The organism is Clostridium moutaii, from assembly GCF_041205085.1.
GTDB classification, from domain to species: Bacteria; Bacillota; Clostridia; order Clostridiales; family Clostridiaceae; genus Clostridium_B; species Clostridium_B moutaii.
On record NZ_JBGEWD010000003.1, the window covers coordinates 205,033 to 226,516 of the forward strand.

Annotated in this window: 19 protein-coding genes; 17 read left to right on the forward strand and 2 right to left on the reverse strand. The window is 32.3% G+C overall.

Annotation, left to right across the window (positions count from 1 at the left end):
• Window positions 1–91 precede the first annotated feature (91 nt).
• The 14 genes from AB8U03_RS05335 (at window position 92) to AB8U03_RS05400 (ending at window position 14,689) form a co-directional block, all read left to right on the forward strand.
• Entirely contained in the window at window positions 92–364 is a 273-nt protein-coding gene (locus AB8U03_RS05335; RefSeq protein WP_369703517.1) for a YlmC/YmxH family sporulation protein, read from the forward strand.
• Between the two features lie 98 nt (window positions 365–462).
• Complete coding sequence (gene dapG / locus AB8U03_RS05340) at window positions 463–1,668, forward strand: aspartate kinase (RefSeq protein ID WP_369703518.1); 1,206 nt, start codon at window positions 463–465, stop codon at window positions 1,666–1,668.
• Between the two features lie 58 nt (window positions 1,669–1,726).
• A complete protein-coding gene (locus AB8U03_RS05345; protein WP_369703519.1) occupies window positions 1,727–2,425 on the forward strand; it encodes a ClpP family protease in 699 nt (232 codons plus the stop codon).
• A 156-nt stretch (window positions 2,426–2,581) separates the two neighbouring features.
• Window positions 2,582–4,846: an FtsK/SpoIIIE family DNA translocase gene (locus AB8U03_RS05350; RefSeq protein ID WP_369703520.1), complete on the forward strand. Its 2,265-nt coding sequence runs from the start codon at window positions 2,582–2,584 to the stop codon at window positions 4,844–4,846.
• A 135-nt stretch (window positions 4,847–4,981) separates the two neighbouring features.
• On the forward strand, window positions 4,982–6,322 hold the full coding sequence (gene rimO / locus AB8U03_RS05355) for a 30S ribosomal protein S12 methylthiotransferase RimO (RefSeq protein ID WP_369703521.1): 1,341 nt from the start codon (window positions 4,982–4,984) through the stop codon (window positions 6,320–6,322).
• On the forward strand, window positions 6,306–6,893 hold the full coding sequence (pgsA, locus tag AB8U03_RS05360; protein ID WP_369703522.1) for a CDP-diacylglycerol--glycerol-3-phosphate 3-phosphatidyltransferase: 588 nt from the start codon (window positions 6,306–6,308) through the stop codon (window positions 6,891–6,893). Before rimO ends, pgsA begins: the two co-directional genes overlap by 17 nt.
• Before the next feature lie 225 nt (window positions 6,894–7,118).
• Window positions 7,119–8,159 (forward strand): recombinase RecA, encoded by a 1,041-nt coding sequence (gene recA / locus AB8U03_RS05365; protein ID WP_369703557.1) that lies wholly within the window; start codon window positions 7,119–7,121, stop codon window positions 8,157–8,159.
• 239 nt (window positions 8,160–8,398) lie between these two features.
• Window positions 8,399–9,943, forward strand: coding sequence for a ribonuclease Y (rny, locus tag AB8U03_RS05370; RefSeq protein ID WP_369703523.1), 1,545 nt, complete (start codon window positions 8,399–8,401; stop codon window positions 9,941–9,943).
• A gap of 148 nt (window positions 9,944–10,091) precedes the next feature.
• On the forward strand, window positions 10,092–10,352 hold the full coding sequence (locus AB8U03_RS05375; RefSeq protein ID WP_369703524.1) for a stage V sporulation protein S: 261 nt from the start codon (window positions 10,092–10,094) through the stop codon (window positions 10,350–10,352).
• A gap of 143 nt (window positions 10,353–10,495) precedes the next feature.
• Window positions 10,496–11,380: a decaprenyl-phosphate phosphoribosyltransferase gene (locus AB8U03_RS05380; RefSeq protein ID WP_369703558.1), complete on the forward strand. Its 885-nt coding sequence runs from the start codon at window positions 10,496–10,498 to the stop codon at window positions 11,378–11,380.
• 23 nt (window positions 11,381–11,403) lie between these two features.
• Window positions 11,404–12,690, forward strand: coding sequence for a hypothetical protein (locus tag AB8U03_RS05385; protein WP_369703525.1), 1,287 nt, complete (start codon window positions 11,404–11,406; stop codon window positions 12,688–12,690).
• Entirely contained in the window at window positions 12,687–13,043 is a 357-nt protein-coding gene (locus AB8U03_RS05390) for an SMR family transporter (RefSeq protein ID WP_369703526.1), read from the forward strand. The genes AB8U03_RS05385 and AB8U03_RS05390 overlap by 4 nt, the downstream gene beginning before the upstream one ends.
• A gap of 64 nt (window positions 13,044–13,107) precedes the next feature.
• The gene (locus tag AB8U03_RS05395; RefSeq protein WP_369703527.1) at window positions 13,108–14,301 is read left to right on the forward strand and encodes a pyridoxal phosphate-dependent aminotransferase; all 1,194 of its coding nucleotides are present in this window, start codon (window positions 13,108–13,110) and stop codon (window positions 14,299–14,301) included.
• 124 nt (window positions 14,302–14,425) lie between these two features.
• Window positions 14,426–14,689 (forward strand): HPr family phosphocarrier protein, encoded by a 264-nt coding sequence (locus tag AB8U03_RS05400; protein WP_369703528.1) that lies wholly within the window; start codon window positions 14,426–14,428, stop codon window positions 14,687–14,689.
• Between the two features lie 176 nt (window positions 14,690–14,865).
• Here AB8U03_RS05400 and AB8U03_RS05405 read toward each other — a convergent pair whose 3' ends face one another.
• Entirely contained in the window at window positions 14,866–15,081 is a 216-nt protein-coding gene (locus tag AB8U03_RS05405) for a DUF378 domain-containing protein (protein WP_369703529.1), read from the reverse strand.
• Between the two features lie 231 nt (window positions 15,082–15,312).
• Here AB8U03_RS05405 and purB point away from each other — a divergent pair, with 231 nt between their 5' ends.
• From purB to AB8U03_RS05420, 3 genes are all read left to right on the forward strand, one after another.
• Entirely contained in the window at window positions 15,313–16,743 is a 1,431-nt protein-coding gene (gene purB, locus AB8U03_RS05410; protein ID WP_369703530.1) for an adenylosuccinate lyase, read from the forward strand.
• A gap of 120 nt (window positions 16,744–16,863) precedes the next feature.
• The gene (locus tag AB8U03_RS05415) at window positions 16,864–18,309 is read left to right on the forward strand and encodes an NAD(P)/FAD-dependent oxidoreductase (RefSeq protein ID WP_369703531.1); all 1,446 of its coding nucleotides are present in this window, start codon (window positions 16,864–16,866) and stop codon (window positions 18,307–18,309) included.
• 292 nt (window positions 18,310–18,601) lie between these two features.
• Window positions 18,602–19,564 carry a hypothetical protein gene (locus AB8U03_RS05420; protein WP_369703532.1) on the forward strand — a complete coding sequence of 321 codons (963 nt, stop codon included), beginning with the start codon at window positions 18,602–18,604 and terminating at the stop codon, window positions 19,562–19,564.
• A gap of 145 nt (window positions 19,565–19,709) precedes the next feature.
• Here the strand turns inward: AB8U03_RS05420 and gltX are convergent, their stop codons facing one another.
• A complete protein-coding gene (gene gltX, locus AB8U03_RS05425) occupies window positions 19,710–21,164 on the reverse strand; it encodes a glutamate--tRNA ligase (protein ID WP_369703533.1) in 1,455 nt (484 codons plus the stop codon).
• Window positions 21,165–21,484 lie beyond the last annotated feature (320 nt).

A 21,484-nucleotide genomic window follows, 5' to 3' on the forward strand; every position in this document is an offset into this window, starting at 1 on the left:
GCATATGATTATAGGGCTTGTGTAATAAGTCAGATATATTATTCATAGTATTTAATATATCTGATATAAAAGAATATAATGGGGGGTTACTATGGAACAGAATATAAAATCCTATAGTGAAATGGAAAGATATGAAATTATTAATGTAAATGACGGTAACAAATTTAATTGTCTGGGAAATAATGACATAATAGTTGACTCTGAAGGGAATTTAAAAATATTGATTTTAAGTGACGGTAAAACCAAATTTGGTATTTTTGGGAAAAGTGAATTTATAGAAGTTCCATGGGAATATGTTAAGAAAATAGGAGCTAAGACAATTATAATAGATGTAGAAGAAAAAAATCTTAAGAAATTGCGATGATATAGATACTGGAGATCTGAACGATAATTGATAAAGTTTATAATATATATTATATGAAATATCTTATAAATCATATGAGAATATTATGGAGGACTGAGATGAGAATACTAATTCAAAAATTTGGAGGAACTTCTGTTTCTACTCATGAAAGAAGAACTAGAGTAGTAAATAAAATATTTAAAGCTAAAGATAATGGCTTTTCACCAGTTGTGGTTGTATCTGCTATGGGCAGAAAAGGTCAGCCCTATGCTACAGATACATTGCTTTCTCTGGTAAGCAGGGACTTTAAGGCTAAAAATTCTTTAAGTATTGACTTGCTCATGAGCTGTGGAGAAATTGTAAGTGCTGTAGTTATTTCAGATGAACTCTCAAAGTTAGGATTGGAGGCTGTTCCCCTAACAGGAGGACAGGCAGGTATAATTACTGACGATAATTATAATGATGCTGCTGTTTTAAAAGTGGAAAAAGATAAATTGATGAGCATACTGGAAAATGGAAAAATCCCAGTAGTTGCTGGATTTCAGGGAATATCTGAAAGTGGATATGTGACCACTTTAGGCAGAGGGGGAAGCGATGTTACTGCAGCACTTTTAGGTACTGCCTTAAATTCCGAGTCCATAGAAATATATACAGATGTGGATGGAATAATGACGGCAGATCCTAGGATAGTATCTGATGCCTCTTTAATTGAAAAAATAAGTTATAATGAGGTATTCCAAATGGCAGATCAGGGTGCTAAAGTAATACATCCAAGAGCTGTAAAAATAGCTATGAATGGAAATGTACCCTTAGTGGTAAAAAATACATTAAATGAAGGTAAAGGTACCATAATAACTAATTCTGTGGCAGAGGCATCCGGTAAGGTTATAAATGGTATAACATCCATGGATGAAAGAATTCAAATCACAGTTAAATATAATGAAAACAAAAGCTGTGAAAATTATTATACATTGCTGGATGAACTGGCAAACAGTCTTATAAGTATAGATTTAATAAATGTATTTCCCTATGAGGAAGTTTTTACTATAGATAATGATGACATTGATAATTTCAAAATAGTGATGAAAAACCTTGGAATCAATTATTCTGCTATAAAAGAGTGTACTAAAATAGCTCTTATTGGAAGTGGTATGAGAGGAGTGCCGGGAGTTATTGCAAGAATACTTAAAGTACTATTTAAAGAAAATATAAAAGTATTGCAAACAGCTGATTCACATACTACAATATGGTGTCTGGTTGAAAGCAGTAAGGCAGACAGGGCTATAAATGCTCTTCACAGAGAATTTTTACTGGGTGGAAGGTAAAAAGGTATATGGATCTCCTAAAATGCATAAGATAAGACTGTTTAAGGAGGAGATTGAAATGCCAGATAAAATAAATAATGAAACCAAGAAAAATAATAGTGAGATTCAAAAGATAAAAGAATTAGGTGTCACAAATATGGCACAGGGAAGGGATCCTATTCAAATACTTCCCATAATAGGACAGATAGAAGGACATGTAGAGCTGCCTTCTGAAACCAAGACCACCAAATATGAACATGTAATACCAAACTTGATTGCAATTGAAAATGACAGTAATGTAAAGGGATTGCTGGTGGTTTTAAATACTGTAGGTGGAGATGTAGAGGCAGGCCTTGCCATAGCAGAAATGATAAGAAGTTTAAGCAAGCCTACAGTATCTCTTGTTATAGGGGGAGGACATTCTATTGGCGTACCTCTTGCCACAGCATCTGATTATTCATTTATATCTCCTACGGCCACTATGATTGTGCATCCAGTGAGAATGACGGGGCTTGTAATTGGAGTTCCACAAACCTTTGAGTATTTTAATAAGATGCAGGATAGAATAAATGAATTTATTATCAGAACATCTAAAATAACTGAAAAAAAATTAACTGAATTAATGCTTCAAACAGATGAACTTCTAAATGACATGGGCACAATATTAATTGGGAAACAAGCGGTACAGCAGGGGTTAATTGATGAAGTGGGAGGAATAAGTGATGCTGTTAAAAAACTAAATGAGATGATGAAGAATGAGGTTTCACAAATCCAGTAAAGTCACCATAGGAAAAATCCTATGGTAATTTACATGTATAAGATTATCTCATACATATATTAAAGGAAAAAGAAAAATAGTGTAGAATATTTATTAAAGAACTTTTCTATTTAAATTAAATATATCTCTGTATTTTAAGGAGGTGGTAATTATAATATGGCTAGAGCTAAAAAAAAGCAGGAATACGTGTTTAACAGGGATATAAAGGGTATATTGCTTGCTACACTGGGAGTCCTTATGATAATAAGTGTATTTTCACCCTCATCTTCAGGGATAGTTGGAAGGTTTGTAAAAAAACTTTTAATGGGTGTATTTGGCATAGGATGTTATATATTTCCCATACTAATAATATTTATAGGATGTTGCTTTATTGTAAAAAAGAATAAAATAAGTTTTAGTAAAAGATTTTATGGCATCTTACTACTTATTATAAATACTCTTTTGTTTATACAAATGCTGGTAATGCCTGAGTATTACTCTGAATATAATTTATTTTCAGGTGTGAAAAAATTGTATGAATCAAATACCATATTTCATGGAGGAATAATAAGTTTTTTAATTGATGTACCATTATATAAATTATTCGGAGATATAGGATGTTATACTATATTTGCAGCTATTTACATAATTTCATTTATAATTATGAGCAGGGTTACTATTTATGATATACTACATAGATTAAAAATGCTGTTTGTTCGAAAAAATGTCAGTGAAAATATTAAAATTAAAGAGAATAATAAAGCGGAGGATAAAAAAACAGAGGATGATAAAAACAATATTGAAGAAAATGAAAAGGCTGGTTTTATCAAAAATTTAAATAACAGAATAAAGATATTGGATTTTATGAAGTCTTCAGATCCCAAAGAAGAGTATGATATGAATGAAATTCTAGGAGGTAAAGAAAATTCAGCAAAATTAAGTGATATTAAAAATGATTCTCAAGGAGAAAAACCAGATTCTATAAATGAAGAGCTGGAGAAGAAAATGACAGAAAGTGAGAAAAATTTAATTTCCATATATAAATTTCCTTCAGTGGACTTATTGAGGCAAAATATACAATCCAAGCTAAACAAACAGGACAAGAGGGAATTGATAAACAGTGCCAATAAGCTGGAAGAGACTCTGGCTAGTTTTGGAGTGGATGTGAAAGTACTTCAGGTAAGCAGGGGACCTTCTGTAACTAGATTCGAGCTTCAGCCGAGTCCTGGAATTAAAGTGAGCAAGATTGTAAATTTATCTGACGATATAGCCCTTGGACTTGCAGCATCGGGAGTGAGAATAGAAGCCCCTATACCGGGAAAATCTGCTATTGGTATAGAAGTCCCAAACAGGGAGCTTACACCGGTATATTTAAGGGAAGTTATAGAGTCCCAGGAATTTATAAATTCAAAGGATAATTTGGCCTATTGTCTGGGAAAGGATATAGGTGGAAATTGTATAGTATCAGATCTCACAAAAATGCCACATATGCTTATAGCAGGTGCCACAGGTTCCGGTAAAAGCGTATGTATAAATACCCTTATAATAAGTCTGCTCTATAAATATTCACCTGATGATGTTAAGTTTTTAATGGTGGATCCTAAAGTAGTAGAACTTAGCGTATACAATGGGATACCACATTTGCTCATACCTGTAGTTACGGATCCTAAAAAAGCGGCAGGAGCTTTAAATTGGGCTGTTCAGGAAATGAACAGAAGATATAAACTTTTTGCGGAAAATAGTGTTAGAAATATAGAAGGATATAATGAATTATTTGAAAGTGAAAAGATAGAAAGCAAGCTTCCTTTTGTGGTTATAATAATTGATGAGCTTTCAGATTTAATGATGGTATGTCCAAATGAAGTCGAGGATTATATAGGACGTCTTGCTCAAATGTCAAGGGCTGCCGGTATGCATTTGGTTATAGCAACTCAGAGGCCTTCTGTAGATGTAATTACAGGGGTAATAAAGGCAAATATACCTTCAAGAATATCTTTCGCAGTATCCAGTCAAATTGATTCTAGAACTATAATTGACAGCAGTGGAGCAGAAAAGCTGCTTGGAAAGGGAGATATGTTGTTTTACCCTGTAGGAGAGGCAAAACCTATAAGAATACAAGGGGCCTTTATATCGGAAAGTGAAGTTGAAAAAGTTGTGGATTACATAAAAAATAAACAAGGTGAACCTCAATATGAAGATAAAATAATAGAGCAAATAGATACAAATGTAAATGAAGCTGATAATGAATGTGATGAGCTCTTAGATGAGGCCATTAGGATTGTAGTAGATGCAGGACAAGCTTCTACTTCATTGCTCCAGAGAAGGCTTAGAGTAGGATATAACAGGGCGGCTAGGATAATAGAGGAAATGGAAGAAAGAAGAATAATATCAAAAAAAGATGGGACTAAACCGAGACGGATACTTATAGACAAAAAAGATTAAGTAATAAAATTATATATAATTTACCTTAGAAGTTGAAAAATTTTAGTATAAAGGTTAAATTATATATTGTACTAGGTGAGGTTGAAAATTTAATGCATATTAATATTTTAAAATAATTAAGCAGGAGGAAATTTAGTGAGTAAATTGAAAGTTGGACTAGTAAGTTTGGGCTGTGATAAGAATAGGATAGATTCTGAAATAATATTAAATAATATTAAAGCAGAATATACGGTAGTTGAAGATTTAAAGCTGGCTGATATAATAATTGTCAATACCTGCGGTTTTATAGAATCCGCTAAACAAGAATCAATAGATACCATACTTGAAATGTGGCATTATAAGGAGAAATTTAATTGCAAGCTTCTCGTGGTGACTGGATGTCTGGCTCAAAGGTATGGAAGTGAACTTATGGCATTGCTACCGGAAATAGATATAATGCTGGGGGTAAATGATTATGACAAATTGAATGAAAATATAAAAAAGTGTATTGAAAATACAGGAAATAAAATTTATAATTGTGGTTACAGTGATTCTAATATAAATGAGGGCAAAAGAACACTTACTACACCTTCTCACAGTGCTTATTTAAGAATTGCAGAAGGCTGTGATAATTGTTGTACCTATTGCATAATTCCAAAGATTAGGGGAAAATATAGAAGCAGGAGATTGGATAATTTGCTGCAGGAATGCAGTGATTTAGCTCTACAGGGAGTTAAGGAAATAATACTTATTGCACAGGATACTACCAGGTACGGAATTGATCTATATGGTAAAAAAATGCTTCCTGAACTCATTAGAAGGGTATCTAAAATTCATGGAATAGAATGGATTAGATTACTTTATTGTTATCCTGAAGAGATAACAGAGGAGCTTGTAAATGAGATTGCTGAAAATGATAAGGTGTGCAATTACATAGATATACCCCTTCAGCATATAAGTGATGATATATTAAAACTTATGGGGAGAAAAGGAAGAAAAGCAGGCATAATAAAAATTATAGATGAGCTTAGAAAAAAAGTGAAGAACATTTCAATTAGAACTACTATAATAGTTGGATTCCCTGGGGAGACTGAGGAAAATTTTAGTGAACTAAAAGATTTTATAAAGCTTACGAAGTTTGAAAACATGGGAGTTTTTAAATATTCTCGGGAAGAGGGAACTGCAGCTTTTAAAATGAAAAATCAAATTCCAGAGGAAATAAAGTCAGCCAGAGAAGGGGAATTGATGATACTTCAGCAAAAGATTGTGGACTCAATTGAAAAAGATAAAATTGGCAATGTTTATAAAGTGCTTGTAGAAGGTAAAAAAGGGAAGCTGTGGTATGGAAGAAATTATGCAATGGCCCCAGATATAGATGGGCTTGTATATATAAAATGTAAAAATAATTTACAAATAGGTACTATGATTGATGTAAAAATAATTCGTAGTATTGAATATGATTTGTTAGGAGTTGTATGTGATGAATTTAGCAAATAAACTTACAATACTTAGAATGTTATTGATTCCATTTTTTTTGATCTTTATGGCTGTAAAAGATATGCCCTATGGAAAAATTATTGCAATAGCTATTTTTGTAATAGCTTCAATAACAGATAAATTAGACGGGTATATAGCCAGGAGCAGAAATCAAATTACTAGATTTGGGAAATTCATGGATCCTCTAGCAGATAAGCTTTTAGTTACTGCTGCACTCATATCATTGGTTGAATATCATATAATACCAACTTGGGTGGCAATGATAATAGTAGCTAGGGAGTTTGCAGTAACAGGTCTCAGAACAATTGCGGCAGCAGAGGGAATTGTAATAGCAGCCAGTCCTTGGGGCAAGGCTAAAACTGTAACGCAGATAGTAGCTATAATACTTGCGCTTATAAACTTAAATTACAATCATGTATCTTTGGGAATACTCAGAAGTGTTATAAATCATCCACATAGAATTTTAAATTGGACTACGGATATCGCCATGGCTATAGCAATAATTATGACTTTAATTTCAGGCATAGATTATTTCGTGAAAAATAAAGAGGTAATGAAACCAGATAGATAATAGATCTGATGATTAAAATGCATTTATGTGTCCATAATTAAAATATGTTTAAGTGGAGAATGGATATTTTCAGTTTTTGCACAACAGCGTAAAATAATTAATTAAATCTGTTGACTAGGGATAGAATATAGTATATAATTTATTTAGAACATGCGTTCGTATAAGAAAGGAAGTGATCCTTTGGGAAATTTAAATAATGAAAAGTTACAGGCTATAGAATCTGCCATGGTGCAGATAGAAAAACAATTTGGAAAGGGTGCTATAATGAAACTGGGGGAAAATAGTGTGCTAAATGTAGATGCTATTTCGACAGGATGTCTTGATTTAGACATAGCCCTTGGTATTGGAGGAGTTCCAAGAGGAAGGGTAACAGAAATATTCGGACCTGAATCTTCAGGTAAGACCACGGTGGCCCTTCATATAATTGCAGAAGCTCAAAAATCAGGTGGTGCAGCAGCTTTTATAGATGTGGAACATGCACTTGATCCTACTTATGCAAAGAACTTAGGAGTTGATATAGAAAATTTGATTGTATCCCAGCCGGATAGTGGAGAACAGGCACTTGAAATTACAGAAGCATTGGTGAGATCTAATGCCATAGATGTTTTAGTAGTTGATTCAGTGGCAGCTTTGGTTCCAAAAGCCGAGATAGAAGGAGAAATGGGAGATCCCCATGTAGGACTTCAGGCAAGACTTATGTCTCAGGCACTCAGAAAACTTACATCTTCTATAAATAAATCCAAATGTGTGACTATATTTATAAATCAGCTTAGAGAAAAAGTGGGAGTTATGTTTGGAAATCCTGAAGTTACCCCAGGGGGAAGGGCACTGAAATTTTATGCTTCTGTCATAATGGAGGTAAGGAGATCCGATGCTATAAAACAGGGAGATACAATAGTAGGTAATAGAACTAAAGTGAAAATTACAAAGAATAAAGTGGCACCTCCTTTTAAACATGCTGAATTTGACATAATGTATAATCATGGCATTTCCAGAGAGGGAAATGTGCTGGATGTAGGAGTCAGAGAAGAATTGATACAAAAAAGTGGTTCATGGTTTTACTATAAAGAAACGAGGCTTGGACAAGGAAGAGAAAATGCAAAACAATTTTTCAAGGAAAATCCAGATATTTTACTGGAAATAGAAAGTAAAATACGAGAAAAGTACAATTTGTCTGAGTTAAAAAAATCTTCATCAGATAGTAAAAAAGAAAAAAGCAGCAAAGTAGATACAAAAAAAGAAGAACAAAAACATCTGGATATATGATGTTGTATGAAATCGCAAGATAATAATCCTGCGATTTTGCATATGTATAATTATAATAAATATATACATAGAATAAGATGTATATAACTTGACAATAATTAAAATATAATATAAAATTAAGACAAATTCTGGTTTATCATGTATTTAGGAATTGCCAATTGAATAATATGACACCTTTTCTATGCTTGCATATTTAACTATGATATAGATTTCATAATAGAAGCAAAGGAGGTGTTCATGTGAATTCCGTAATAATATATGAGATTATTGCTGGTATACTAATAGCTGCCATTTTATTAGTTGAATTTAAAACTACTAAAAATAAGGCAAATGCTATAAAATCACAGGCTCAAGAGGAGTCTAATAGATTGAAGGAAGAGGCTATGCGAGAAGCCGAATCCCGAAAAAAAGAAGCTATACTAGAAGCTAAAGAAGAAATTCATAAATTAAGAAATGATGTGGAAAGAGAATCCAGAGATAGAAGAAATGAAGTTCAAAGGCTGGAAAGAAGATTAATACAAAGAGAAGAGTTACTTGATAAAAAAAGTGATGCTTTTGAGAAAAAAGAGATTAGTCTAGATAAAAAACAGCAGGAAATTGATAAGTTACAGACAAAAGTGGATGAATTATATCAAAAACAAAGAGAAGAACTTGAAAGATTGTCAGGTTTAAGTTCAGAAGAAGCTAAAAGTATTTTATTAGAAGAAGTAAGAAAAGAAATAAAACATGAATCTGCTATGATGATTAAAGAAGTGGAAACAAGGGCTAAGGAAGAGGCAGATAAAAAGGCTAGGGAAATTATAACTTGTGCCATTCAAAGATGTGCTGCGGATCATGTAGCTGAAACTACAGTACATGTTGTAACTTTGCCCAATGATGAGATGAAAGGTAGGATAATAGGGAGAGAAGGCAGAAACATAAGAGCTCTTGAAACTTTAACAGGTGTGGATTTGATAATAGATGATACGCCTGAGGCAGTAATATTATCAAGCTTTGATCCTATAAGGAGAGAAGTTGCAAGAATAGCATTGGAAAAGCTTATAATTGATGGAAGAATACATCCAGCGAGAATTGAAGAAATGGTTCAAAAAGCTGAAAAAGAATTGGAAAGTGACATTAAGGAAGAGGGAGAACAAGCCACTTTTGAAACAGGTGTACATGGTCTTCATATGGAATTAATAAAATTATTAGGTAGATTAAAATATAGAACCAGTTATGGTCAAAATGTCCTAAAACATTCTATAGAAGTTGCATATTTAGCAGGCCTTATGGCCTCAGAAATTGGTATAGATCCGACTATAGCTAAAAGAGCTGGATTGCTTCATGATATAGGTAAGGCTGTAGATCATGAAGTGGAAGGACCTCATGCTGTTATAGGTGCAGAAGTTGCTAAAAAATATAGAGAATCACCAATAATTGTAAATGCTATTGCAGCTCATCATGGAGATGTAGAATTCCAATCCTTGGAAGCAGTACTTGTTCAAGCAGCTGATGCCATATCTGCAGCAAGACCTGGAGCTAGGAGAGAAACACTAGAAGCTTATATCAAGCGCTTAGAAAAATTAGAAGAAATAGCAAATACATGTGAAGGCGTAGAAAAGTCATATGCCATTCAAGCGGGAAGAGAACTTAGAATTATGGTTAAACCAGAAAATATTGACGATGCAGGGGCCTTTGAAATGGCAAGGAAGGTAGTTAAAAAAATAGAAGAGGAACTAGAGTATCCTGGTCAGATTAAGGTAAATGTTATTAGAGAAACTCGTGCAATTGAATATGCAAAATAATAGATAAAATTTTATAAGGTAGAAGAGTATTCCTTTTAGATTTTGTAACCTTTACAAAACCTAAAAGGAATTTTTGATTTTTTGTAGAATATTATAGGTAGTAACAATAATAAATAAAGATATTATTATAATATATAGGAGGTTTATTATGGAAGTATTAAAGGTTTCAGCAAAATCAAGTCCAAATTCAGTCGCAGGTGCATTAGCAGGAGTTTTAAGAGAGAGAGGGGCAGCTGAAATACAGGCCATAGGAGCAGGAGCATTAAACCAATCTATTAAAGCTGTAGCTATTGCCAGAGGATTTGTAGCACCTAGTGGAATCGATTTAATATGTATTCCGGCATTTACGGACATTGAAATAGATGGGGAAGAGAGAACTGCAATTAAGTTGATAATTCAGCCAAGATAAAAAATATATTTTTATGGGGGACTTGTGGATTTATCTCAAGTCCTTATTTAAGTGCAAGATTACATACATAGTTTAAAGCGGTATGTTGACTATATTAAATACTGTGTTAAAATGTAAAAAGATGTACAGTAAATTGTAATAGTATATATAAGTCTGGGAGGAAAATTATGGTGGCAGCAATTGAACTTATGAGACCTAAACAATGGATTAAAAATTTTTTTGTATTTGCAGCAATTATTTTTTCAGGAAATTTTCTGCAATTGAAGTTACTTGAAACTAATATAATAACTTTTATGTTATTTTGTATTACATCTTCTATTATTTACATATTAAATGATATTGTGGATATTGAAAAGGACATGTGTCATCCCGACAAGAAAAAAAGACCTCTTCCAAGTGGACGTGTGTCTAAAAATACAGCCATTGTTCTAGATATTATATTGTTCATTTTGGTGGTGTATCTTACATGTGCCTTTTTAAATATAAAAATTTTATTTATATATTTGATATATATTATATTAAATATATGTTATTCTTTTAAACTTAAAAATTTAGTTATAATAGACGTTATGACCATTGCTTTTGGTTTTGTACTGAGAGTTGCAAGTGGAAGTGTGGCTACTGGAGTCAAAGTATCGCCCTGGCTGGTTTTATGTACAGTGCTATTATCTTTATTTTTGGGACTGAATAAGAGAAAAAGTGAGATTATAACTTTAAAAAACAAGAGCAGTTCTTCCAGAAAGATATTGGAGAAATATTCTGTAAAGAATATTGATAAAATGCTCACCATAGTAAACCCATCTATATTAATGGCTTATTGCCTTTATACTTTTGCTTCTACTCAAAGTAATACAATGATGTTTACTATACCTTTTGTATTATATGGAATATTCAGATATGAGTATTTAATGGACAGGGAAAATATAGGAGGAAAGCCAGAAGATGTGTTTGGCAGAGACATACCTTTTTTAATCAATATATTGTTGTGGATAATAACTGTTATAATTGTAATATATTTAAAATTGTAGAGTAGAAAGGAAATCAATTAATTATGGAAATCAGGAACTTCTGGAATAATGAATATTATAAACCAAATAACAGTGAGGGCAGTAGGTATTATAATATGATGATAGGGCTGGGAATGGCTTTATCCATATTATGGATAATTCTTATAAAGTCAGTGCCATTTTCGGATTTTAGTTATTACTACAATTTAGCAGTAAGTATAGCTAATGGTGGTAAATGGGGGGATACTTATACTTCGGTGGGATATCCAATAGTACTGGCAGGTGTATTTAAACTCTTTGGAGCCAGCGTGCTTGTAGGGAAGATATTTAATTTGGTCATTACTTTTATGAACTACATTTGTCTTAAGTCCATTTTATTTAAAGTAAAATTAAGGGAAATAGATAGAAAAATAATATTTTTTATATTTATATTGTTTCCAAGTAATATATTCTATAATAATATCTTGGGCACTGAATTGTTGTTTACAAGTATACTTCTTATGATAACTTGTCTTTACTTTGGAAATATTAAATATAAATATCTTTTCATAGGTGTGCTTACAGGATTAAATACAATGATAAAGCCTTTTTTTATCATATTTTTCTTTGCTGTATTTTTGGTTGATGTTATAAAACATAAAAAATTTTTACTGCCCTTGAGAAATTCTCTTCTTGTACTTGTAACTTGTACAGTTGTTATTTCACCATTTATATATAGAAATACAAAATTAATAGGTCAATTTACATACGTATCCAATAATGGCGGCATAGTGCTTTATATAAATAACAATTCCCAAAATAACAAGGGAAGATGGATGGATGCAAGTAAAGTGGAGAATTCTGTTGTAAAAACCAGTGAATATAAAAAGGCAAACAGAACTGAGCAGAATAAAATGCTGAGCAGTGCCGCAAACAAGTGGATAAAATCACATCCCGCGAAATTTATCAATTTAGGGCTTAAGAGGTTGTTTAATACTTATTTTTTGGCGGATGATGTACTTTACAGTACTCATGGAAGCGGAATAAATCGTTATTTAAACAACTTGATATTTGTGAGCAGTAATTTTATAAGGATCATTGTATTTTCCCCGGCCATATTATGTATTTTAATATATTCATTAAAAATACTGTTTAGTATTTTTAATGGAAAAAGTCATTTATTAAATAAGTTCAATCTATATTTGGTGGTGTTGTTTTTTATGTTCACATCTGTTTATTTCATAACAGAAGGTCAGGGAAGGTACTCTTTTCCGGAAACATTTATATTTATCTATTATTTCTACTTAGTATTAAAATATGTGGTATTTAGATATAAGGAGATAAGAGCATGATTTCATTGATATTGGTATCAGTTTTTTTAGGAGCCATAGGGCAGGTGCTTGTAAAATATGGTGCTGTAAATTTACAGTTAAATTTCACTATTAAGTATTTACTACCAAGTATTTTAGCTATATTAAAAAACATTCCTGTAATGTTTGGAATTATATCCTATGGATTGAGTTTCTTATTGTGGATAAAGGTTTTAAGTAAAGTAGAATTAAGCTATGCATATCCTATGGTGAGTTTAGGGTATATAGTGACCATGTTATTTTCCTATTTCTTGTTTAAAGAAAATATATCTTTTATAAGGGTATTGGGAGTTGGTTTTATAATAGTAGGGGTAATACTCATTTCAAGAAGTTAAGAATAGGAAATCCTAGCTCATTGTGGTAAAATACTAAATTTAGATTGTCAGGGAGGAATAAAAAATGATATTGTCAAAGAAAGCTGAAAAAATTCAACCGTCTATAACTCTAGAAATAACTGCAAAGGCTAAAAAGATGAAATCCCAGGGAATTGATGTAATAGGATTTGGGGCTGGAGAGCCAGATTTTAATACCCCCGAAAATATTCAGAAGGCCGCTGTAGATGCTATGAAAAAAGGATATACAAAATATACTCCTGCTTCTGGAATTTTAGAGCTTAAAGGGGCTATCGTAGAAAAATTTAAAGTGGACAATGGATTAAATTACAGCTCAGATCAGATCATAATATCTACAGGGGCAAAGCAATGCCTTTGTAATGCGTTTAGAGCTGTTTTAAACCCGGGGGATCAGGTTATTATAGCTGTTCCATATTGGGTAAGTTATCCGGAACTGGTTAAGCTTTCAGATGGAGTACCGGTGTTTGTAAATACAAGAGAGGAAAATGATTTTAAATATACTGTAGAGGATTTGGAAAAGGCTTATACTGAAAAAACTAAAATCATCATAATCAATAGTCCTAATAATCCAACGGGAAGCATTTATTCAAAAGAGGAACTTAAAAAAATAGCTGATTTTGCTAAAGAAAAGGATATACTTATTTTATCAGATGAAATATATGAAAAACTGATTTATGGAAATAGCAAACATGTGAGTATAGCAAGTGTATCTGAGGATGCCTATGATAGGACAATTGTTATAAACGGAGTTTCAAAAACATATGCTATGACAGGATGGAGAATAGGGTACTGTGCTGCAAACAAAGATATAATTAAATTAATGTCTAATGTTCAAAGTCATACTACTGGAAATCCTAATTCCATAGCCCAATATGCTGCATTGGCGGCTTTGAATGGGCAAGACAGCCAGATTGAAAATATGGTGAGTAAATTTAAAAAGAGAAGAGAGTATATGGTGGAAAAAATAGATGCAATTCCACAGCTTTCTTGCCTGAAGCCAGAAGGAGCCTTTTACGTAATGCTAAATATATCAAAGACTTTTGGAAAAACTATTGATGGACAGCTCATAGATGATTCTTTGAAATTTTCCAAACTCCTGCTGGAGAAAGAAAAAGTTGCAGTAGTACCAGGGTTGGGTTTTGGAATAGATGGGTATGTAAGATTATCCTATGCTACTTCTATGGAAAATATAAAAAGAGGATTGGATAGAATAGAGCAATTTGTACTAAAACTAAAATAATCCAAGAATATTTATCATGAAATGTAAAAGATGTGTATTGAAACATGAATAAAAAATGGTATAATAATTAAAGAAGGATTTGAGATATGTTATACAATAATAAACTAAAATAGAGGTGAATTGAATGGTTTCTAAAGAAGTTATAGTTAAAAGTCCCACAGGACTACATGCAAGACCTGCAACATTATTGGTTAAGAAGGCTTCTTCATTTAAATCTGACTTATCAATAGAATTTGATGGAAAAAAGGCCAACATAAAGAGTTTAATCGGAGTACTTTCATTAGGTGTAACTAAAAATTCAACTGTAAAAATAACTGCATCTGGCGACGATGAATCATTGGCTATAGAAGAAGTTATTAAATTGATAAATTCATTGGAAACATTATAAATAATTTCAATATGAAGTGATCTTTAGGTGCGGTGGAATTTGCCCACAAGAAATGTTTTTTGTACCGGACCTTATAAGAACTTATCCAGGGCGTAGCATCGCTTATCCCATAATTTGAGGGAGTTATGCAATGGTAGTCATGATATAAAATAGAAGACCATAAGAGGTCTTCTATTTTATTTACAGCTGTTTTTGGTTTTAAAAAGTAGCATGATCATGTCAATGCCGGCTACGCCTATGAGTATATATATTATTCTGCCAATTAAATTGGCAGGCTCACCAAATATGATTCCTATTATGTTAAAATTAAATAAACCTACAAGTCCCCAATTTATTGCACCTATGACAATTAATATTAAAGAAGTTTTGTCTATTATACTGAATTTATACATAATCTTATTTATTGAGGCAGTATAAAAATTTTAATTTAATCCGCTCAATAAAAATTCACCTCCATATAATATACTTTTTCTAATTAAAGTATATTAGTCATTTGATAAAATAGAACAGTTTGTACACTTTTATAAGATTAGACGAATGTAATCATATAATATGTAATAAATATATGGTATAATATGAATGAAAAATATTAAATTATTGTATATGTACGGAGGTATTTTATAATGAGAAATACATACAACAACCCATTAAATAAAAGGTATGCGTCTAAGGAAATGAGTTATCTATTTTCCGACGAGATGAAATTTAAGACATGGAGAAGACTCTGGGTGGCCCTGGCAGAGTGCGAAAAGGAGCTCGGACTAAATATAACTTCTGCGCAAATAGATGAATTAAAAGCCAATATGGAAAATATAAATTATGAAGATGCAGAAAAGAGAGAAAAGGAAGTACGCCATGATGTTATGAGTCATGTATATGCTTATGGATTACAGTGTCCAAAAGCCAAGGGAATAATACATCTAGGTGCAACCAGCTGTTATGTAGGTGATAATACAGACTTGATAATTATGAGAAAAGCACTTTACATAGTAAGAGGGAAAATATTAAATGTAATAAATTATCTTAAGGATTTTGCGTTAAAATATAAAGATCTACCTACTCTTGGATTTACACACCTTCAACCAGCACAACTTACTACAGTGGGGAAAAGAGCATCTCTTTGGATACAGGATCTGTACCTGGACATGGAAAATATTGATTTTGTTATAAATAAAATTAGATTTAGAGGAGTAAAAGGAACTACGGGAACTCAGGCCAGCTTTATGGATCTTTTTAATGGCAACGAAGAAAAGGTGAAAATGTTGGATAAAATGGTAACCGGTAAAATGGGATTTGAACAGGAATTTATGGTTACAGGACAGACTTATACTAGAAAACTGGACTCCATAATATTAAACACCCTGTCAGAAATTGCACAAAGTGCTTATAAATTTAGCAATGATATGAGAATACTCCAGAATATGAAAGAAATGGAAGAGCCCTTTGAAAAAAATCAGATAGGCTCTTCTGCCATGGCATATAAGAGAAATCCCATGAGGTGTGAGAGAATAGGATCTCTATGCAGGTATATAATCGTAAATGCTTTAAATCCGGCTATAACTGCATCCACCCAATGGTTTGAGAGAACTCTTGATGATTCTGCAAATAGAAGAATAGTTATACCTGAGGCATTTCTGGCATTAGATGGGGTTTTAAATTTATATATGAATGTATCAGAAAACATGGTGGTTTATCCAAAGACAATTGAATCCCATGTACTTAAAGAACTTCCATTTATGGCTACGGAAAATATAATAATGGAAGCTGTTAAAAGGGGGGGAGATAGGCAGGAACTTCATGAGAGAATTAGAGTTCATTCTATGAAAGCAGCTAAAAGGGTAAAAGTAGATGGGCTGGAAAATGATCTAATAGATAGAATTATACAAGATCCATTTTTTAAAATGAAAAAGGATGAAATATTTTCTCTTGTAAATCCTAAAAAGTTTGTGGGAAGAGCGCCAGGTCAGGTAGTGGATTTTATAGAGCATCAAATAAAACCACTGCTTGAAGAAAATAAACAGTATTTGGGAAAAGAAGCTGAAATAAATGTTTAGTACTTTTAAAAAATAATCATTCTCCAGTAGAAATAAGTTTTGAAACAATATATAATATATGTACTGAAGTAATTCGTATATTTATGTGAAAAAATTCTATATAAAATGGAGGAATGATGTATGTTTGACATTGCTATTATAGGTGCAGGTGTAGAGGGTTCAGCTATTGCGAGAAGAATTTCCAGGTACAAATTAAAGGTCTGTTTAATAGAAAAACAAGATGATGTATCCTGCGGGGCATCTAAGGCAAACAGCGGCATAGTTCATGGTGGATATGACGATGAACCTGGTACACTCAAGGCAAAACTGTGCGTAAAAGGCAATAGAATGTATGATAAATTAAATAAAGAACTGAATTTCGGGTATAGGGAAACTGGTTCTTTGGTAATAGCTTTTTCTGATGATGAAAAAAGGCACCTTGAGGAATTGTATGAAAATGGTCTGAAAAACGGTGTAGGAGGAATGAAAATAATAGAAGGGGAAAGAGTAAGGCAAATGGAGCCATATGTCAGCAAGGATGTTAAATGGGCTCTATATTGTAAAGATTCAGGAGTTTGCTCTCCCTATGAATTCACTATAGCACTGGCAGAAAATGCAGTGGAAAACGGTGTGGATTTAAAACTTGAAAATGAAGTTATAGGTATAAATAGAAAAGAAGGATATTTTGAAATAGTTACGAATAAAGAGAGAATAGAGTGCAAATATATTATAAATGCAGCAGGAGCTTATAGCGACAAGGTATCCAATATGGTTGGATTGAATTATTTTCATATAATCCCGAGAAAAGGAGAATATGTTCTTTTCAACAAGGATCAGTCTTATCTGGTGAATAGTGTGATATTCCAGGTCCCTACTGAAAAAGGCAAGGGAATTTTAGTAACTACAACTTATCATGGAAACTTGATGATAGGTCCTAATGCTCAAGAAGTGTCAGATAGGGAAGATGTAACTACAAATGAAGAAACATTAGATTATATTGTTGAAACTGCAAGGAGATCTGTAAAAGGTTTTGATATGAAAAAAGCTATAACTTCCTTTGCAGGAGTGAGGCCTACAAACAATACCAAGGATTTTATAATAGAAGAAACTGAGGTAAAGGGATTTATAAATGTAGCCGGTATAGATTCGCCGGGACTCACATCTTCTCCTGCTATAGCAGAGAAAGTAGTAAATATATTGAGTAATATGGGAGTAAAACTGGAAGAGAAAAAGGATTTTAATCCTTATAGAAAACCTATTATAGTAAAGAAAGATGAAAAATTCAAGGGGGATATAAACGCAGAGGAGCCTGAAAAACATATTATATGCAGATGTGAAAAGGTGACAGAGGCAGAAATTATAGATGCACTAAATAGGCCTGTGAAGACAATGTCAATTGATGGAATAAAACGCCGTACAAGGGCTGGTATGGGTATGTGTCAGGGAGCATTTTGTGGCTCAAGGGTTAGAAAACTTATAGCAAAAGAACTTGATATACCAGAGGAACAAGTTAAACAAAGGGGTCCTGGATCCTCCATACTTCCTAAAAGAGTAAATAGAATAGATGTTATGAAAATAAAAAAATAGCATTAAAATTACGGGCTTACAGCTTTACAATATTGTAAAGCTGTAAGCCCGTAATTAGTTGCTCTCATGGAGAGAAGTACTTCATATGAGAAAACTCCACTTGAACCTAAGAAGAACTTCATTGCAATATTATGTCAGAATTTCATATCCTAATAATATAANAGTTGCTCTCATGGAGAGAAGTACTTCATATGAGAAAACTCCACTTGAACCTAAGAAGAACTTCATTGCAATATTATGTCAGAATTTCATATCCTAATAATATAATCTATTTATTTGTGGAGGTACTAATTTGAGAAGATCAAGAAATGATATGGATGATTTAATGCAGCTTGCTTTATATATGATGCCAAAGTATATGAAGAGAGTGAAAAAGTACAATAAAAGACATTTTAGAGATTCACATCATGACAGAGACTACTACAAGGATCAATATATGGACAATAAGGATTTGATCAATTTTATAGAAAAAAATATTTTAGGGATTAGAGGCAGAGGTGAAGATGGGGGCAAAAAAGCCAACAAAGAAATTATTGGGGGAAAAACTGAAGGTATAGCTAAAAATCCATTCCATGAGGAGATAAATAAAATGGCACATGAACAAATTAAAAAAATAAGTGAAGGTGGAGATAAAAAAGAGGAGCATAAAAAAAGATCACCAGGAGAAGACAAAGAATTAAAAGAAAATGATCATAATAAAAAACATGACAGTAAAGATATAAATAAAATAGAACATGCTGATTTAAAAGATGGCAATAGACTGTCTTTAAAAAATAAATGTTTTTCAGGATGTAATAGAGAAATAAAAAATTTATTGAATGAGTTCAGCCATGAAAAATTGGATATATGTGTTGAGGGCGATGAATCTGGTGTACTTGAACAGGTAAATCTGATATCCTCAGATGAAAGGATGGCTAGATTCAAAAATAAAGAGGAGGAAATCATTGTAATACCCATAAAAAACATAATTGGAATGCAATTACCTGTACCTATTTCTATAGGGAAGTACTCAAAGAAAGATGACAGCAGCTGTTGTTGCTCTTTTGAAAAGTCTATGAGAGATTATTTTAATACGTTGATTGGAAAAAGGGTAGATATACAGACCAGTGGTCAGGGAAAATTTAAATGGTTATATAACAAAATTATTACTGGGGTAGGAAAGGGATTTATAATAATTGAGAATAATGTTATAATAACGTTTTGTAAAATAGTAATTATAAGAGAACTAAAATGTAATGAATATAAAATTCAATAGAAAAAGCACCTGGATTTTTGTGGACGAATATGGCAGCCACAAAAATTTCAGGTACTTGAAGTTTTTAAAATACAAATATGCTTTTCATAGCCTGCGGGCCATATTTGTATTTTAATATAGAATCAGATGTCTATTGTAAAAAAGTTTATTGATTTTCATTTCTGAGTTTGTCAATTCCAATTTTTATTCTCTTTATGGATTCTTCTTTTCCTATAATATCCGCTATTTCAAAAGCTCCGCCTGGAGTGGACTTTTTACCTGAAAGTGCTGTTCTTATAGGCCAGAGAACTACTCCATTTTTAACCTGCAATTCTGATACCAAATCCATACAGCACTTTTCTATGTTTTCAAAAGTCCAAGGAGCCAGTGCCTCTAATTTCGGAAGGAATTTTTCAAGGGTATTCAGGGAATTCTGCAAGTTTGTCTTCATTTTTTTGTGTACATACATATCTGTAGAATAATCCGGCAGCTCCTGGAAAAAATCCAAAAAATCAGGTATTTCACTCAATACTTCAACCCTGGTCTGGAGTAATTTACTTATCTTTAAAAAATCCAGACTCTTTGAAATGACTTCTTTATAATAGGGAAGAGCAAGGGAATTAAAAGTTTCTAAAGGCAGTTTTTTAATATACTCCCCATTCATCCATTTAAGTTTTATAGTGTCAAATATGGCAGGCGATTTGTTTATATTCCTGTAATCAAATTTTTCTACCAATTCCTCTAAATTAAAAATTTCCTTTTCATCTCCAGGATTCCAGCCTAAAAGAGCTATATAGTTTAAAACAGCTTCTTTCAGATACCCTTTTTTTATTAAATCTTCAAAAGATGCATCACCATTTCTTTTACTGAGCTTGTGGTGAGTATCCTTCATTATTGGAGGACAATGAATGTATACTGGAATTTGCCAGCCAAAAGCTTCATATAATCTGTTATACTTTGGAGCAGAAGATAAATATTCACTTCCCCTTACTACATGAGTAATACCCATAAGATGATCATCTATTACGTTTGCAAAATTGTATGTAGGATAACCATCTGACTTTATAAGTATCATATCATCTAATTCTGAATTGTCCACGCATATATCACCGTAGATTTCATCATGAAAAGTTGTAACACCGTTTTCAGGATTATTTTGTCTTATGACATAAGGTAGGCCTGATGCCAGTTTTTCATTTACTTCTTCTTTTGAAAGATGAAGGCAGTGTTTGTCATATTTATAGTCCTTTGATGTTTCAGAGTTGGCCCTTAATGTATCAATTCGTTCTTTTGTACAAAAACAATAATAGGCTTCTCCCTTATCTATGAGTTTTTTTGCATATTTTAAGTAAATATCAGTTCTCTGACTCTGTATGTAGGGCCCAACGGGACCACCTATATCAGGACCTTCATCATGTTTCAGACCTGTAGCCTCTAAAGTATTGTAGATTATATCTAAAGCACCTTCTACAAACCTTTCCTGATCGGTATCTTCAATTCTCAGTATAAAATCTCCACCAGCATGTTTTGCTATTAGATATGTATAAAGGGCGGTTCTTAAATTACCCACATGCATATATCCTGTTGGGCTCGGTGCAAATCTTGTTCTCACTTTGACCATTTTTTTCACTCCCATTTATTTTAAAGTAAAAACCTCTCATCCGTTTTAGACGAAAGGTCATAAGTTTGCTATTACTCCTTAAATAATATAATAATAGAGATTTTGTGTCAAGGCAGTTTTTAATTTCATGCTCTTGTAAAAGTGAGCAAATTGGATTAAATGTCTGAAATATAGAATATATATGGAAAAAAATAAGTGTATTATAATATCTCTGCGCAAAAATAAATTTGACATATATGCGTATTATTGATATAAATAATGTAGCATATATGTTCCGCATATAACATATATAGCATATACTTATTAATATAAATAACATA

What these genes read in the sequence shown, in the direction of transcription:
- AB8U03_RS05335 (WP_369703517.1), top strand. Translation starts at nt 92, where the DNA reads ATGGAACAGAATATAAAATCCTATAGTGAAATGGAAAGATATGAAATT.
- dapG (WP_369703518.1), top strand. Translation starts at nt 463, where the DNA reads ATGAGAATACTAATTCAAAAATTTGGAGGAACTTCTGTTTCTACTCAT.
- AB8U03_RS05345 (WP_369703519.1), top strand. Translation starts at nt 1,727, where the DNA reads ATGCCAGATAAAATAAATAATGAAACCAAGAAAAATAATAGTGAGATT.
- AB8U03_RS05350 (WP_369703520.1), top strand. Translation starts at nt 2,582, where the DNA reads ATGGCTAGAGCTAAAAAAAAGCAGGAATACGTGTTTAACAGGGATATA.
- pgsA (WP_369703522.1), top strand. Translation starts at nt 6,306, where the DNA reads ATGAATTTAGCAAATAAACTTACAATACTTAGAATGTTATTGATTCCA.
- recA (WP_369703557.1), top strand. Translation starts at nt 7,119, where the DNA reads ATGGTGCAGATAGAAAAACAATTTGGAAAGGGTGCTATAATGAAACTG.
- AB8U03_RS05375 (WP_369703524.1), top strand. Translation starts at nt 10,092, where the DNA reads ATGGAAGTATTAAAGGTTTCAGCAAAATCAAGTCCAAATTCAGTCGCA.
- AB8U03_RS05385 (WP_369703525.1), top strand. Translation starts at nt 11,404, where the DNA reads ATGGAAATCAGGAACTTCTGGAATAATGAATATTATAAACCAAATAAC.
- AB8U03_RS05390 (WP_369703526.1), top strand. Translation starts at nt 12,687, where the DNA reads ATGATTTCATTGATATTGGTATCAGTTTTTTTAGGAGCCATAGGGCAG.
- AB8U03_RS05395 (WP_369703527.1), top strand. Translation starts at nt 13,108, where the DNA reads ATGATATTGTCAAAGAAAGCTGAAAAAATTCAACCGTCTATAACTCTA.
- AB8U03_RS05400 (WP_369703528.1), top strand. Translation starts at nt 14,426, where the DNA reads ATGGTTTCTAAAGAAGTTATAGTTAAAAGTCCCACAGGACTACATGCA.
- AB8U03_RS05405 (WP_369703529.1), bottom strand. Translation starts at nt 15,081, where the DNA reads ATGTATAAATTCAGTATAATAGACAAAACTTCTTTAATATTAATTGTC.
- purB (WP_369703530.1), top strand. Translation starts at nt 15,313, where the DNA reads ATGAGAAATACATACAACAACCCATTAAATAAAAGGTATGCGTCTAAG.
- AB8U03_RS05415 (WP_369703531.1), top strand. Translation starts at nt 16,864, where the DNA reads ATGTTTGACATTGCTATTATAGGTGCAGGTGTAGAGGGTTCAGCTATT.
- gltX (WP_369703533.1), bottom strand. Translation starts at nt 21,164, where the DNA reads ATGGTCAAAGTGAGAACAAGATTTGCACCGAGCCCAACAGGATATATG.